This is a genomic window from Campylobacter sp. W0014, from assembly GCF_020135975.1.
Taxonomy (GTDB): Bacteria; Campylobacterota; Campylobacteria; order Campylobacterales; family Campylobacteraceae; genus Campylobacter_D.
Genome location: NZ_JACHTR010000001.1, coordinates 24,514 through 39,675, shown reverse-complemented (window position 1 = coordinate 39,675; position 15,162 = coordinate 24,514). Strand labels below are relative to the sequence as shown.

Below are 15,162 nucleotides of genomic sequence, written 5' to 3'. Positions count from 1 at the left end.
TATTGCGGATCGCCTTTATATCCACAAGAGCACAAAAAAATTAAGAAAAAAAATGATAAAATTATTTTATGGTAAAAATTCAAAATCAAAAAACGATTAGAAATGTTAGTGCTATTGTTAATGATTTGATGAGTAAATCTCATTATAAACCTTTAAAAACTTTGTTTTTTTGTAAAGATTTTTTAAATTCTTTACCCCCCGCAAAGCAACGTTTAATAGCTAGAATTTATATAAAAAATGATATTTTAAATATCATTACTTCGCATCCCGCAGGCTTTCAAGAATTAAATCATGATAATAGCAAAATTTATATTAAAATTCTCATAAAAAAATACGCTCAAGTGTATCCTTTAAGTGGTTTTTCAAATATAAAAGATATTAGAGTGATGACGCAAAAATATAGCTTTAGTGTTAAAAATGAAGAAAATATCAAAAAAAATCCATACATAGAATTAAGTTTGGGCTGTTTTAAAAATACTTTAGAAAATAAAGTGTTAGCAAATAAATTTGAAGAATTAAGGCAAATTATAAAAAATGCTTGAAAAATCATCTAAAAATATTTTAGAAAAAGAATTGCAAACCTTACCTCAAAAACCAGGTGTTTATCAGTATTTTGATCAAAATGGAAAACTTTTGTATGTGGGCAAGGCGAAGAATTTAAAAAATAGAGTTAGGAGTTATTTTACCTTTCGTCCTAAATTGTGTGCAAATAGTAAAAATTCTTTAAGAATACAAAAAATGATAGAAGAGGCGGTGCATTTAGAATTTATCACAACTAATTCAGAAGCTGATGCTTTAATTTTAGAAAATTCTTTTATCAAGCAATTGCATCCAAAATACAATATACTTTTAAGAGATGATAAAACTTACCCTTATATCTATGTTGATTTTAATGAAGATTTTCCACGTTTTCAAAGCACAAGAAAGCTTATAAAAAAAACTAAAATTAGATATTTTGGCCCATTTTTTAAAGGAGCTAAAGAGCTTTTAAACGCTCTTTATTTGTATTATCCTTTGAAACAAAAAGCAAATTGTAAAAATCCTTGTATTTTTTATCAAATTCATCGTTGTTTAGCGCCTTGTGATAACGGGGTTACCCAAGAAGAATATAAAAAAATCCTAGGTAGTGCTATTAATGCGCTTTTAAATCCTAGTATTTTAATTAAAAATTTAGAAAAACAAATGTTTAGTCTAGCTCAAAATGAAAATTATGAAGAAGCGGCCAAGGTAAGAGATCAAATTGCTACCATTAAAGATTTGGAGGTAAAAATTCAAATTGATATTGCTAAATTGGAGGATTTTGAGATTTTTGCGGTTGCTTTTAAAGATTCCATACTTTCAACGATTCGTTTTGTGGTGCAAAATGGAAAGATTATCAGTGTAAATTCTAAAACAACTCTTTTAAAAAATGCTTTAAGTTTTGAAAAAAATGAAATTTATAAACAACTTATTTTAGAGAATTTTAATACCGATACACCTTTAATAGCTAATACTATTTATATTTATGAAGAATTTGACGATAGAGAGCTTTTAGAGGAAATTTTAAGCAAACGCTTTGAGAAAAAAATCAGTATCAAAATGCCAAAAATAGGAGAAAAAAGAAAAATTTGTGATCTTGCTTTTGAAAATGCACTTTTAAATATAGAAAAAGAACAAAAAAATAGCAATTTTAAAATACAAAAAGAGATTCAAGAGTATTTTGAACTTGAAAATTTTCCAAATCATATTGAAATTTTTGATAATTCCCATTTGCAAGGGATTGCAAATGTTGGAGCTATGGTGGTTTATAAATTTGGAGCATGGGATAAAAACTCATATAGAAAATTTCATCTTGAATACAAAAATGATTATGAACAGATGCGAGAAGTTTTAACGCGTAGGGCTTTGGATTTTCAAAACAACACTCCACCTGATTTGTGGCTTATAGATGGTGGAAAAGCTTTATTGGAACTAGCAAAAGATATTGTTTTAAGTAGTGGTGCTAATATAGATATTTTAGCCATTTCTAAAGAAAAAATTGATGCAAAAGCCCATAGAGCCAAAGGAGGCGCTAAAGATAAAATCCATTCTTTTAAGGGTGAATTTTCTTTGAGTGTGAATGATAAAAAATTGCAATTTTTGCAAAAATTAAGAGATGAGGCACATCGTTTTGCTATAAGTTTTCATCAAAAAACAAAGAAAAAACAAGATTTAGAAAGTTCTAAATTGGTTAAATTGGGTTTAAGTGCAGGAGCAATACATAAACTTTTAGCTTATTATGGGAATTTTGAATCCATCTATAAAGCAAATTTTGATGAACTTTGCACTCTTATAGGTAAAAAGGCGGCGCAAAAATTAAAAGATATAAAATGAAATCAAGTTTTGTAAAATCGGACACCTGCAAGATCAATGATTTTTACTTCATTTTTTTGGATTAATTTTTGTAAAAGAATCTTAGAACTTTCACTGAAAGTGTGTTCTACATCGATTTGACTTTGTGCTCTTAAATGAAGAAATTTTAGCAATTCTTCTTTATTTAAATCAAGTTTTTGTTCTTTATAATTTCTTTTTGCTAAAAAAACTGGCGCACAAGTGATTAATTTTGAAAGCTCATAAAGCTTTTCTTCATCAATTGATTTGACTGGATAAGATGGAGGCCGATCAATAGTGCTTAGATCAATTCTTGTCGGTGATATTGTAGCTAGAGCTTCATTAAGGGCTATAAATTCTTCTTCATTATCATTTAGATCTTTAACCACTAAAATTTCCATTACAAGATCGCCTTGAAATTTTATTTTAAATTCTGCCATTTTTTGTATCATTAATTCTAAATTGATATTTTTTAAAGCTCTATCTATACGATAAAAAGTTTTGGAAATGGCACTATCTAGGCTGAATTTAACCACATCAAGTTTTAATAAACTTTGAAATTTATTTTGATCAAGTACGGCTGTGCCGTTGCTTAAAATAAGAAGTTTTTTATTTTCAACGATTTGACGCAAAGAATTAATTAATTCGTCCAAATGAGGATAAAGACTTGGTTCGCCATTGGCAGTTAGAGTAAGAAAGTCAAATTCGATACCTTTATCCATAGTCATTTGAACTTCTGAAATGATTTGTGCAACTTCTATAATTTCATCTTGTTTTTCTTGTGCTTTTTTAGCTTCAAGTTCGCAATAGACGCAATCAAAATTACACTGTTTTTTACTCGGGCTTAAATCAATTCCTAAAGATCGCCCAAAGCGTCTAGAACTTACAGGCCCGAAAACAACTTTCATTTAGCTGAGCTTTCTTGAACGAGCTTGATAAAATATTTAGCATTTTCAACAGGAATATCCGGTAAAATTCCATGTCCTAAATTGAAAATATGGGCTTTATTTTTCATAGTTTGTAGAATTTGTTCCACGCTTTCTTTAATGGAATTTTTATTGTATAATCTGCAAGGTTCCATATTGCCTTGAAGGGTATATTTGTGTGATAATTTATCTCGTGCTAATTCCAAAGGAGTGCTCCAATCAACCCCAAAAACATCAAAATTTCCATCGATTTTATCTAAATAGCCACTGATTCCTTTAGGGAATAAAATGACAGGTATGTTAGGATATTTATTTTTAATAAAATTAGAAATTTCAAGCATATATTTAAAAGAGAAATTAAAAAATTCACTATATTCTAAAGCGCTTGCCCAGCTATCAAAAATTTGCACAGCATTAGCTCCTGCTTTGATTTGTTCTTCTAAATATAGTTTTAAAACTTCTGTAAGATTTGATAAAATCAAATGCAAAAATTCTGGATTTTGATAAAGCATTTTTTTACATTTTGCGTAGTTTTTACTTCCGCCACCTTCTATCATATAAGTGGCTATAGTCCAAGGACTTCCACAAAATCCTATAAGTGCTTTATCTTTTGGAAGTTTTTCTCGAGTAAGTTTTAAAGCATCATAAACATAATTTAATTTTTGATGAGCCTTTTGAGTATCTAGTTTTTTTAGGTCTTCTATGCTAGAAATTGGATCATTAAATACAGGTCCTTCTCCTTTTTCAAAACGCAAATTCATTCCCATTTCAAGAGGAACGACTAAAATATCTGAAAAAATAATCGCTGCATCCACTCTTAAAATTTCTACAGGTTGCAAACTCACTTCAGACGCTTTTTTGTAATCTTTACATAAAGAAAGAAAATCTCCAGCTTGCTCACGGACTTGCATATATTCAGGCAAATAGCGCCCAGCTTGACGCATCATCCAAATAGGAGTATAGGGCGTTGATTTTTTAAAACAAGCATCAATGAAAATCATAATTTTCCTTTATTTTTGCAAAATTATAACAAAATTTTACTTGTTTCTTGTATCAATTTAGCTTATTTTATACCATTTCCAGCATCGATAGTTGCAAAAAGTTTATTGAGTAAGGTTTCTTCATTTTTTTTATATTGATCCTCTCTCATTTTTTGCCATGCATAAGATCTAAAATCTTCTCTAATAGCTCCAAGATCTAAGTCCTTGTTGCTAAAGTTATTAGAAGTTGTTTTTTCTTTATCTTCTTTATTTTTAACTTCATTTAAATTGGCTTGAAATTGATCTGCTGAAGTTGTTTTTTCTTTAATTTTAGTTGAGCTAAAAACAGCATTGGAAATTTGTTTAGTGTTATCTATGGTCATTGTTTTCCTTTAATTTTTATACACTATAGAACAAGCAATTTTTATTCCACCTTTCTTTTAAAGTGTTTATAATTAATTTTATCTCTTGGAGATATTAATACAAAAATCAAAGCAGGTAAGACAAAAATTGATGCAAAAAGTGCGTTAAATTCTATACCTATGCTTGTTAAAACAAGACCTCCTATAAAACTTGCTAAGGCTATACCCACATTAAAAGCTGCTTCATTAACACTGATAGTACTATCCATAATTTTATATGTATGTCGTTTGGCTTTGATAATGCTTAACATTTTTAAAGCAGGGATGGTTGAAAAAGAAAAAAATCCCATCAAAGCGATATTTAAAATAACAAAAATTGGAATATAAATTGTCCATAAAAAATTTAAAAATGTAATAATTTGCATACATAAAATTAATCTTAAAGAAAAAATAGCACCATTCTTATCTACCATTTTTCCACCCCATAAATTTCCAAAAATAGCACATATTCCATATAAAAGTAGGATATAAGTTGTATTTTGTTCTTCAAATCCGCTAATATTTATAAGCAATTTTTGTAAATAAGTATAAAGAATAAATTGCGCACCGCAACTACAAAGAGTAATGGTGTAAGTTTTAAGTAAATTGCGATGTGAAAAAGCTGGTGTAAGATTTTTTAAATTGGTGGGATTGGGATATAAATTTTTGGGCATCATATGCCAAACACCCAAAGAGGCAAAAACTGTAACGATAAAAATTAATAAAAAAATAAGTTTAAAACCAAAATGATATCCTATGAAGGTTCCCAAAGGGACACCGGTAACAAGTGCAACTGTAAGTCCTGTTACCATAATGGCTAAGGCACTAGATTTTTTTTCATTTGGAGTAATGCTTGAAATAGCGAGTGTAGCAATAACAAAAAATACACCATGCTGAGTTCCAGCAATAAAACGAGCAAAAGCTGTTAAATAAAAATTATTACTGAAAAAGATTGTTAAATTAGCTAAAGCAAAAATTCCAAGATTAATTAAAAGTTGTATATGTCTATAAAAATGGCTTAAAGTAATACTTACAATAGGAGCTCCTATAACAACTCCTATAGCATATAAAGTTGTAAGATAACCAGCAGCTTTTGCATTAATTTTAAAATAATGTTGTACATCGATTAAAACTCCAGCCATAACAAATTCAGTCACACCCATACAAAAAGCACTTAAAGCTAAAGCAAATAGAGCTTTTTTATAATTTTGCATTTTTAATTTCTTTATCAAGTTTAATTTGGTGATATTGCATGCTAAATTTAGCAGCTTCAAAGTAGCTTTGAGTGTTAATTTTCATATTTTTATAGGCTTTGTCAAATGCGGTTCCGTGATCAACACTAACTCGAATGATGGGTAAATTTAAGCTTACATTGATACTCTTTTCAAAATATAAAGCTTTTAAAGGAGCTAAGGCAAGATCGTGATACATGGCAACTAAACGATTGCATTTTTTTAAACTTGATCGAGTAAAAGCTGTATCTGCAACTAAAGGATAGGGTAGGTAGATTTCTTTTCCTTTGAAATTTTGAATCAATTCTTTTTGTAAAATTTCATCTTTTAGGGCTTGATGAAAAAAAAATTCATCTCGTTTTGAGTGTAAATAAGCATTGATAAAACTGATGGCTTTGATCATAATTTCTTCTTCTTTTCCACCTATGACTCCATAATCTCCAGCGTGAGGGTTAAAGCCTAAAATCCCTATTTTTTTAAAATGAGTTTGTTCATAAAAATTCTTTAAAAAGATACTTAATTTTTCAAAAGTGATTTTTTGACTCACTTTTGCCAGCGGAATATGCTCGGTAAATAATCCTACAAAGAGCTTATTGCAACCTAGCATCATGATAGCATCTTTTTTAAAAAAAGATCTTAAAGCGTCTGTATGTCCTTTATAATTTATATTTGCTAATTCCCAAGCTTTTTTATGTATAGGTAGAGTTAATAGGGCATGTGCATATTTTTTAAAAGTGAAATAACTTGCAGCTTTAAAACTTAAGAAAGAATAAAGTCCGCTTTTATCATCAATCTTTCCAGGGTTTATAGTAAAATTTTCATTGACTTGAAAATTTAGAGGTAAAGAAAAGCAATAAATTTTTAACCCATTTTGATTTTTGATTAACTCAAAACTAAATTCTTGACTCTCTTTAAAATAAACAATATTGGCATTTGAAATATTTAAATTGAGTAATTCTAAAGCTTGATATAATAATTTTTCATGGATAAAATAATAAGGTTCGCAAATTTCACATAAGCTTTCATGAGAGCGTATTAAAATTTCAGGACCTATTCCATTAAGATCGCCAATGCTAATTGCAATTTTTGTTTTCATCAATAAGAGCTTTCATTTCTAAAATAGCTTTTTTAAGTCCCATAAATACAGATCTTGCTATAATACTTTGACCTATATTTAATTCACAAATTTCATTAATCTTTACGATTTCTTTTACATTTTTATAGTTAAGTCCATGCCCAGCAGCAACTTTTAAGCCAAGTTCTGCTCCTTTTTTAGCGCAAAGTTTTAATGCTTTTAATTCTTCTTTTAAATGATTTTGAAGTTTTTTTCTATCCATTTGCAATTCTTTAAGTGCAAAAGCTGTATGTGAGATATTGGTAAAAAGAGCATTATGTAAATTTGCATAAAGTCCGGTATGAAGTTCTATAAAATCAGCGTTTAACTCATAAGATTTTTCAATATCATTTAATTTTGGATTGATAAAAAGAGAAACTTCTATATTTTCATTTTTGAGTCTTTGGATGCTTTTTTTTAGATCAGGATGGTTCAAATTTAAGCCTCCTTCTGTGGTCAGCTCCTCTCTTTTTTCTGGTACTAAAGTAACGCGTGAGGGTTTTAGAGTAAGGGCTAAATTTAAAATTTCTTCATTAATGGCGCATTCTAGATTAATAGGGCTTTTGCAAAAATGGATAAGATTTTTCAAATCAAAATCTTGAGTATGGCGACGATCTTCTCTTACATGTAAAGTGATTTGATCTCCAAATTTTGCTACGATAAATGCCGCCTCTAAAAGATCAGGATCATTAACCATTCTTGCTTGTCTTAAAACAGCAATATGATCGATATTTACACCCAAAAGCATAATGATTCCTTTAATAAGTTTTTGTTATTATACTTTAAAATTTGCAAGGAAAAGTAATGCTAGGTATAGATTTGGGATCAAATACTTTAAGAGCGGTTGAGATGGATGACAATTTTAAAAAAATAAAAGAGTATGAATTTATTATAGGTGCAGCAAAAAATTTATCTAAAAGTGGGCAAATTTCAACTGAGGCTATAGAAAAAATCAAAGAAGCTTTAAATGTTTTATCTAAGGAGCAAAATTTATGCAAAGCAAAAGCTGTTGCAACGGCAGCTTTTAGAAAGGCAAGTAATACGGATGAAATTTTTAAAAATTTAAAAGAGCAATTTGGGATCAATTTTAAAGTTATTGATGCTAAAACAGAAGCTAAAATCAGCGTTTTAGGGATGAAAAATGCTCTTGCTAATTTGGGCATGAAAGGGCGTTTTGCTTATTGTGATTTAGGGGGTGCTTCTTGCGAGTTATCTTTTGATGAACATTTTCAAAGTTTTGATTTTGGCATTATAAGTTTTTATGAAAAATGTAATTTTAAAGATGATTTTTCTACTTTTTCTTTTAAAAAAATATTGAAAAAACATCCCAATTTCTTTCATAAAATCAAAGATAAAAAATTAAAAATTCACCTATTAATTCAAGATAGAAATTTAAAAAATATAGCACTTAAAGCTTTTGATGAGGTTAAAGAGCTTAAAAAAGTTTTTAAAAAAAATAAAATAAAAAAAGTGGTTTTAAATTCAGGTGTCCCCACAGCTTTGGCTGCTTTAAAATGTGGTTTAGATTATGAAAGATATGACGCTAAAAAAATTAATGGCCAAATTTTACACACTCAAGATTTTTTCAAATATGCATTAAAAATTTGGAATATGAGTGAAAAAGAGGCTAATTTTTATCTTGGAAAAACGCGTAGAAAATATTTAGCTGCAGGTTGTTTTTTGTTTTTTGCTATTTTTGGTAAAGAAGAATTTATAGTTATCGATGAGGGTTTAAGAGAAGGGCTTTGCATAGCAAATTTATAATTTTGCAAATTCAAAAAAATGGAATTTTTCATCAAAATTAAAAAATAAAATTTTGCTTTGAGAGAGTAAATTTTCATAACTTTTTATATTTTTATTTTTAGTATATTCTAGTAATTCTTCAAAACCAAAATCGATTAAAACTTGACTTTGTTTTTTTAAATGTAAAAGTTTAAAATTTAAATTTTCAATAGTAGTTTTTAGATGATTAAAATTCACATTATAAGTTATATCGCTTTTGCCAAAAAAATCTTTTAAAGCAATTTCAAAAGGATTAAAAACTTCGTGTTTTTGATAAATTCTTATACTGAAACGATCATTATCAAAAGTTCCATAATCAAAACCCGCAAAGATAAATTTTTCACTGATTTGATCGAGTTTTTTAAGAAAATTTTCAAGCTCTAGGCTTAATTCTCCTTTTTTTAATCCAAGTTCTTGACATCTTTGCTGTAAGTTTTCATCTATAGGTTTAAAAACGATTTGATAATCTTTTACATAAGCCATCATATCATTGTCTATAAGCTCACAAGTAAAGCTATCAAAAAGTTCATTACAAAAAAAGAAAGCGTTTTTAAAACGGCATTCTTCTAAATTATTTTTATGGATAAAATCTATGCCATCTAAGGTTTTCTTTTGTAAAATTTGTAATTTTTCATGAGGCTCTATAATAAAAAAAGAAATTTGAGAAAAAATTTCAGGTCTAAATTCAACTAAAGTGGATAAAAAATCACGACTCAAATAGCCTTCATTGGCTCCGATTTCAACGATTTCTAAAGGAAGTTTTAATACGCCTTCATCAATGAGTTTTAAAAAATGTTTTGCCAGTAAAGTTCCAAAGAGATTTCCCACGCTTACTGCGGTGAAAAAATCTCCATTTTTACCTATTTTACTAACATTTTTATAGTAATTTTCATGAAGCCAGATATTAAAAAATTGACTAAATTTCATCAAACAGTGCATTAAATTTTTTTATAAAATCTAAAGGATCTACCTGTTTTTGTGCGACAAGTATTCCAAAATGTAAATGCGGTCCACTCACCCTTCCAGTAGCTCCACTTAGTCCAATAAGCTCTCCTTTTTTAACTTTTTGTCCATTTTTTACATTGATCTTTGAAAGATGATAATATTGAGAATAAATTCCCAAACCATGATCAATAACCACGGAATTTCCAGCATAATATCTATTTTTAGCGATTTTTACTATGCCCGAATTTGCAGCATAAATCGGAGTTCCACTTAGGGCTCTAAAATCTGTTCCACTATGGTAACTTGCGACTTTTTGATTAAAAATTCTAGCTTTACCAAAATCACTTGTAATAAAACTTGCAAGAGGTATTGCAAAAGTTCCATTGTATAAAGGTTTTGGAGTGTAAGAAGCATAGATTTCATTCGCTTCTTGAAATTCTTTTTTAATGCGATCTTGAACGTTTTTAGGTGGAAGAACTTTATTTTTTGCTACTTGTATTTGTTCGCTTTTATAATTTCCTTCTAATGCATTGATGATGAATTCTTGCTGTTTATTTTTATAAATAGCGATTAATTTTGTGCTTTTTGGAGGATTTTTATAGGGTAGGGCAAAAATGGCAAGGATTTTATTTTTATTTTTTGGATGATTAAAGGTTGGAATTATTTTATTTTGGTTTTTTAATTCTATAAAATTATTTTTATCAAGCTCTAAAAATATGGCTTGCCCTTTGATAAGTTTTATTTCTTGAGTTCCAAAGGTACAAGTAAAGAAACAAAAAAGTAAAGTCAATATTTTTTTCATAAGCTAAGTTCCTTAATGTCTGCAATTTTAAGAAATTCTTGATAGATGCTAAATACTAAAGCTTGGCGATTGCTCTTAAGTTTTTCATCTTTATCGTTAATCATAACAGCTTCAAAAAAGGCATCAATTTCAGATTTTAAGGCAAATAATTTGTTAAGTTTTTCTTCAATCGTAAGAGCTTTTAAACTTTCTTTAAATGCTGTATAAAGTTTTTTTTCTGCTTCTACAAATAAACTTTCATCGATGGTATTTGTAGTTTTTTGAGCGATATTAGCAAGGCGTTTAAAGGTGCTAAAATAATCACTAAAATTGCTTTTTTGACTGATTTTTGCTAAAGCTTTAATGCTTTCATCAATGGAAACAATATCGGAATTTTTTGAAACAAGAACAGCTTTGATAAAGCTAGGATTTAAATCATAAAATGTATAAATTCTTTCAAAAATAAAATCTTTTAAAATTTGCAAATTAAAATTTTGATAATTTTTTAAAGCTTTTTCTAAAAACGCATTGATATCGAAATTTTTATTTAATTTTAAAAGTATTTTTAAAATCCCATTAGCAGCACGTCTTAATGCATAAGGATCTTTTGTTCCGCTTGGAATTTTACCTATACTAAAAAGTCCTAAAAGAGTATCAAATTTATTAGCTAAAGCAACTATGCTTGAAAATTCTGTGCTAGGAAGATCTGATTTTTCAGAATTTGGCAAGTATTGCTCTTTTATAGCTAAGCAAATTTCTTGTTCAAGTCCCATTTTGGCAGCATAATAGCCTCCGATAATTCCTTGTAAATCTGTGAATTCATAAACCATTTGAGTGGTTAAATCAGCTTTGGCATAGTAAATAGCTTTAGAAATTTTTTCAAAATCATTATTTTTTAAAAATTCACATAAAATTTTTGCCAGCTCAATTTCTCTTGAGCTTTTATCACTCATTGTTCCTAGATTTTCAAGATAAACGATTTTTTTAAGCTTTTCAGGTTCTAAGCCTTTTTGTAAATCATTTTGATAAAAAAACATTGCATCGCTTAATCTTGCTTTTAAAACTCTTTCATTGCCATGTATGATTTTAGAATAATCCTCACAAACCGCATTGCTAACAACTATAAAATGATTACTTAATTTATTGTTGTTAAAAACAGCGAAATAGCGTTGATTTTCTCTCATTGAAGTGATGATAGCTTCATTAGGAATTTCTAAAAAGGCTTTATCAAAACTTCCAAAAAGAGCTTTTGGATATTCTGTAATAGCTACAACTTCAGCTAAAAGTTCTTTATCTTCGCTAATAGTGATATTGTGTTTTATTTCGAGTTCTTTAAATTCATTTAAAATTTTTTCTTCGCGTTTTTTTGGATCAAGAATGATAAAGTTATTTTCTAAAATTTGAAAATATTCTTTAATGCTTCGAAAAGGACAGAAATCATAACTTACACTTCTATGAACAAAGGTTTTTTTAGAGCTTTTAACTCCAAAAATTTCAAATTCAACCAATTGATCGCCTAAAACACATGCAATATTTCTAATAGCACGTATAAATTCAAAAGAATGATCCCCCCAACGCATACTTTTTCCAAAATTTAAGCTTTTGAGGAATTTATTGATCATTTCTCCTAAAATTTCAACACTATTTTTTCCTGTCAAGGTTTTTTGATAGTATAAAACTTCTTTTCCTTTGATTTCTTTGAATTCAAGTTCATTTTCTTTAATACCCGCTTTTTCTAAAAATGCTTCACCCGCAGGGGTTAATTTACCTTCTTTAAAAGCTATACTTTTAGGTGCTCCTATAAATTCAGCTGTGGTATCTTCTTGCTTTTGATGAAAATTTTTATGAAAAAATACTAAACGACGCGGAGTGTAATAAAATTCAAATTCGCTCATTAAATGATATTCATCTAAAATGTTTTGCCATTTTTTTTCTATATTTGGAAGTTCTTTTAATAAAGGTATAGCCGGTAATTCTTCTGTGCCAATTTCGATTAATAATTCACTCATATTTTACTTTCTTTGATATTGTTGAATTTGCGTTATTTTAGCTATATTTTTTTAAAAAACTCATAAATATTTTAATAAGTATTCTTTTAAAGTTTGCGCATCACCAAATTCATTTTCTTGTAAATTTTTTTGATACCATCTAGCGTGATAATACGGAATTTTTGCATTTTTAGCACATTCTTTGTCTTTTTGACTATCGCCTATAAAAATGCTAGTTTGATAAGGGGCTTCATCCATAAGAAGTTGAAGCATTTGTGGGCTTGGTTTAGGTTCTATGCCTACGCTTACACCTAAAATTTTATCAAAATATGGAATGATTTCATGCTTTTTAAGAATGCTTGTAAGCGAGCTTTGGGGTGCATTTGTTGCGATGGCTAAAAAGCAATTTTTACTTTTTAAAAATTTTAAAAGATCCATAACCCCTTCAAAGAGTATCACGCTTTGTTCATAGTGCTTTATAAAATATTTTTCAAAACCATCTTTAAAGCTAGAATGATGAAAATTATCTATATTGTAAAGTTCTTTACCCCAATCTATATTTGGAGTATTGATGATCTTAATTATTTCTTCTTTTTTGAGGGCGCTTAGATTGAGATCTGCGCGAATTTCATTAACGGCGCAAGAAATTGCATTTGCACTATCAATTAAGGTTCCATCCATATCAAAAAATACATTAATCATTATAATCCTTTAAATAGTTTTTGTGTTTTTCTTTATGATTTTGATTTTTTAGCTTATCTAAAGCATTTACAAGGTTTAAGAGTTCTTCTTTTTTTAAGGAAAAATCAAGACAAGCATTAACAAAATTTTCTAAAGCTTTACTATAGGTTGAATTTAAAACTACCGCTTGACATTTTTCTAAGTTTTTTTTGTTTTTTTGCATTCTTTCTTGAAATTTTTCTAAATCAAAATCCTCTCTTTTTAGGCAAGATTTTGCTGTGTTAGCAAATTTTTCTAACAATCTTAGATATTTTACCCTTAATGTTTTTTCATTAATTTTTGTCAAAATAATCCTTAGGTGTTTTTATGAATTCTGCATTCTAATGCTTCTTGAACTAAATTTCGAGCTAGAATTTTTTCTGATCTTACAATGCGAATATTATCATCAATGCTTGAAAAAAGCATTTTTTTAAGATTTCCATTAACATGGATAATAGTATCTATAGGTTTTGGATAAGATGATAAAAGTTGGCAGAGCATTTCAAGTTTTGCTTCGTTAGTGATGGTGATAATTGCAACTGCGCATTCTTCAATATTGGCAATTTTTAGAGTTTCTTCTTGAGCTGCATTTGCAAAAATTACATTTTCTCCGCGGCTATTTCCTAATTCAACTAGATTTAAATCACTTTCTAAGACCAAATAAGGCACCCCAGTATTTTTGATTCTTTGCACCATTTCTTGACCTAAGCGACCGTATCCAAAAATGACAAGATGATTTTTTAGATTGCTTTGAGAAGTGCTTTGGATCGCATTTGTATTTAAAGTGATATCTTCAACTACATTGGTAATTTTTCGTATATTATTAAGTATAAAAGGTGTAATAATCATCGTTATTATGGAAACGACAATTAAAATTTGCGAAGTTTTAACATCGAGCATATTTTTAGCTTGTAAAAGAGAAAAAATCGCTAAGGCAAATTCTCCAACTTGTGCAATGGAAAAAGCGGTTTTCAAGGCAACTCTTTTTTTGGTATAAAGAAATAAAAATCCAAAAATTATGCCAAATTTCATAAGCATAACAATTAGGGTTAAGATGCAAATTAAAAACCAATTTTCCGCTATGACGTTAAGTTGAATTTGCATACCTACTGTCATAAAAAAAAGCCCTAAAAGTAAATCTCTAAAAGGAATCAAATCTGCTTCAATTTTATGCTTATATTTTGTTTCTGCGATTAATGCTCCAGCTATAAAAGCACCCAAAGAGTAAGAAAATCCAAAATAATTGGCTAAAAAACTTGCTCCAATAACCATAAATAAAATAGTACCTATGAAAATTTCTTGAGAAGAAGTTCTAATAATAAGTCTAAAAATTCGATCGACTAAATATTTTCCTATGAGAAAAAGTAAAACGATTAAAAGGATGGCAGAAGCAAGTGAGGTAATTAAAACTTGTTCTATATTTTGGTTATTGGATGAGAGTATATCAATAAATAAAAGCAAAGGAATAACAGCTATATCTTGAAAAAGCAAAATTCCTAAAGCCTTTCTACCGTATTGTTCATTGATATCTCCATTATCATTTAAGATTTTTAAAACTACAGCTGTGGAAGAGAGTGCTAAGGCAAAACCCACTACAGTTGCACTTTTATCTTCAAGAGAAAAAATTCCTATGATGATTAAAGTAAATATAAATCCACAAGTAAGCATTTGCAAAGATCCATTTAGAAAAACTTCTTGCTTCATGGCTATTAAATACTTAAAAGAAAATTCAAGTCCAATAGTAAACATCAAAAAAAACAATACCAAATTCGGCAATATGGGTTATTTCCCCTTTTCCGCTTAAATGATAAATTTCAGAAATAATTTCTCCTGCTGCTATATAACCAATGATAGTAGGAATTTCAAATTTTTTTAAAATGACATTTAATACGATAGCTATTGCTGCTGCAATAAGAAAAATTTCTAAAAAATTATCCATCTTTT

At 28.5% G+C, this 15,162-nt stretch carries 14 protein-coding genes and 1 pseudogene; 3 read left to right on the top strand and 12 right to left on the bottom strand.

Features of this window, described 5'->3' with window-relative positions:
* Positions 1-68: 68 nt before the first annotated feature.
* Positions 69-542, top strand: a complete 474-nt coding sequence (locus H2277_RS00205; protein WP_137623962.1) for a hypothetical protein — start codon at positions 69-71, stop codon at positions 540-542.
* Positions 535-2,352: an excinuclease ABC subunit UvrC gene (gene uvrC / locus H2277_RS00200; protein ID WP_337200412.1), complete on the top strand. Its 1,818-nt coding sequence runs from the start codon at positions 535-537 to the stop codon at positions 2,350-2,352. The genes H2277_RS00205 and uvrC overlap by 8 nt, the downstream gene beginning before the upstream one ends.
* A 2-nt stretch (positions 2,353-2,354) precedes the next feature.
* Here the strand turns inward: uvrC and H2277_RS00195 are convergent, their stop codons facing one another.
* The 6 genes from H2277_RS00195 to H2277_RS00170 all read right to left on the bottom strand — a co-directional run bounded on the left by H2277_RS00195 (position 2,355) and on the right by H2277_RS00170 (position 7,750).
* Positions 2,355-3,257, bottom strand: a complete 903-nt coding sequence (locus H2277_RS00195; RefSeq protein WP_337200411.1) for a radical SAM protein — start codon at positions 3,255-3,257, stop codon at positions 2,355-2,357.
* Complete coding sequence (gene hemE / locus H2277_RS00190; protein ID WP_337200410.1) at positions 3,254-4,276, bottom strand: uroporphyrinogen decarboxylase; 1,023 nt, start codon at positions 4,274-4,276, stop codon at positions 3,254-3,256. Before hemE ends, H2277_RS00195 begins: the two co-directional genes overlap by 4 nt.
* Positions 4,277-4,338: 62 nt before the next feature.
* A complete protein-coding gene (locus tag H2277_RS00185) occupies positions 4,339-4,638 on the bottom strand; it encodes a hypothetical protein (RefSeq protein WP_337200409.1) in 300 nt (99 codons plus the stop codon).
* 41 nt (positions 4,639-4,679) lie between these two features.
* A complete protein-coding gene (locus H2277_RS00180; protein ID WP_337200408.1) occupies positions 4,680-5,870 on the bottom strand; it encodes an MFS transporter in 1,191 nt (396 codons plus the stop codon).
* Complete coding sequence (gene pdxA, locus H2277_RS00175) at positions 5,857-6,984, bottom strand: 4-hydroxythreonine-4-phosphate dehydrogenase (RefSeq protein ID WP_337200407.1); 1,128 nt, start codon at positions 6,982-6,984, stop codon at positions 5,857-5,859. Before pdxA ends, H2277_RS00180 begins: the two co-directional genes overlap by 14 nt.
* Positions 6,962-7,750 (bottom strand): pyridoxine 5'-phosphate synthase, encoded by a 789-nt coding sequence (locus tag H2277_RS00170; protein WP_337200406.1) that lies wholly within the window; start codon positions 7,748-7,750, stop codon positions 6,962-6,964. Before H2277_RS00170 ends, pdxA begins: the two co-directional genes overlap by 23 nt.
* Before the next feature lie 56 nt (positions 7,751-7,806).
* On the opposite strand from H2277_RS00170, the gene H2277_RS00165 reads away from it, so the two are divergent.
* The gene (locus tag H2277_RS00165; RefSeq protein ID WP_337200405.1) at positions 7,807-8,766 is read left to right on the top strand and encodes a Ppx/GppA family phosphatase; all 960 of its coding nucleotides are present in this window, start codon (positions 7,807-7,809) and stop codon (positions 8,764-8,766) included.
* Here the strand turns inward: H2277_RS00165 and H2277_RS00160 are convergent.
* From H2277_RS00160 to H2277_RS00135, 6 genes and pseudogenes are all read right to left on the bottom strand, one after another.
* Positions 8,761-9,711, bottom strand: coding sequence for an SAM-dependent methyltransferase (locus tag H2277_RS00160; protein ID WP_337200404.1), 951 nt, complete (start codon positions 9,709-9,711; stop codon positions 8,761-8,763). The genes H2277_RS00165 and H2277_RS00160 overlap by 6 nt on opposite strands.
* Complete coding sequence (locus tag H2277_RS00155; RefSeq protein ID WP_337200403.1) at positions 9,701-10,531, bottom strand: M23 family metallopeptidase; 831 nt, start codon at positions 10,529-10,531, stop codon at positions 9,701-9,703. The genes H2277_RS00160 and H2277_RS00155 overlap by 11 nt, the downstream gene beginning before the upstream one ends.
* Positions 10,528-12,519, bottom strand: a complete 1,992-nt coding sequence (gene glyS, locus H2277_RS00150) for a glycine--tRNA ligase subunit beta (protein ID WP_337200402.1) — start codon at positions 12,517-12,519, stop codon at positions 10,528-10,530. Before glyS ends, H2277_RS00155 begins: the two co-directional genes overlap by 4 nt.
* Positions 12,520-12,579: 60 nt before the next feature.
* Positions 12,580-13,200, bottom strand: a complete 621-nt coding sequence (locus tag H2277_RS00145; RefSeq protein WP_337200401.1) for an HAD family hydrolase — start codon at positions 13,198-13,200, stop codon at positions 12,580-12,582.
* Entirely contained in the window at positions 13,193-13,525 is a 333-nt protein-coding gene (locus tag H2277_RS00140; RefSeq protein ID WP_337200400.1) for a hypothetical protein, read from the bottom strand. The genes H2277_RS00145 and H2277_RS00140 overlap by 8 nt, the downstream gene beginning before the upstream one ends.
* Before the next feature lie 8 nt (positions 13,526-13,533).
* A pseudogene (locus tag H2277_RS00135) lies at positions 13,534-15,157 on the bottom strand (cation:proton antiporter).
* Positions 15,158-15,162: the final 5 nt, after the last annotated feature.

Coding starts and splice junctions, on each gene's coding strand:
- H2277_RS00205 (WP_137623962.1), top strand. CDS start 69: ATGGTAAAAATTCAAAATCAAAAAACGATTAGAAATGTTAGTGCTATT.
- uvrC (WP_337200412.1), top strand. CDS start 535: ATGCTTGAAAAATCATCTAAAAATATTTTAGAAAAAGAATTGCAAACC.
- H2277_RS00195 (WP_337200411.1), bottom strand. CDS start 3,257: ATGAAAGTTGTTTTCGGGCCTGTAAGTTCTAGACGCTTTGGGCGATCT.
- hemE (WP_337200410.1), bottom strand. CDS start 4,276: ATGATTTTCATTGATGCTTGTTTTAAAAAATCAACGCCCTATACTCCT.
- H2277_RS00185 (WP_337200409.1), bottom strand. CDS start 4,638: ATGACCATAGATAACACTAAACAAATTTCCAATGCTGTTTTTAGCTCA.
- H2277_RS00180 (WP_337200408.1), bottom strand. CDS start 5,870: ATGCAAAATTATAAAAAAGCTCTATTTGCTTTAGCTTTAAGTGCTTTT.
- pdxA (WP_337200407.1), bottom strand. CDS start 6,984: ATGAAAACAAAAATTGCAATTAGCATTGGCGATCTTAATGGAATAGGT.
- H2277_RS00170 (WP_337200406.1), bottom strand. CDS start 7,750: ATGCTTTTGGGTGTAAATATCGATCATATTGCTGTTTTAAGACAAGCA.
- H2277_RS00165 (WP_337200405.1), top strand. CDS start 7,807: ATGCTAGGTATAGATTTGGGATCAAATACTTTAAGAGCGGTTGAGATG.
- H2277_RS00160 (WP_337200404.1), bottom strand. CDS start 9,711: ATGAAATTTAGTCAATTTTTTAATATCTGGCTTCATGAAAATTACTAT.
- H2277_RS00155 (WP_337200403.1), bottom strand. CDS start 10,531: ATGAAAAAAATATTGACTTTACTTTTTTGTTTCTTTACTTGTACCTTT.
- glyS (WP_337200402.1), bottom strand. CDS start 12,519: ATGAGTGAATTATTAATCGAAATTGGCACAGAAGAATTACCGGCTATA.
- H2277_RS00145 (WP_337200401.1), bottom strand. CDS start 13,200: ATGATTAATGTATTTTTTGATATGGATGGAACCTTAATTGATAGTGCA.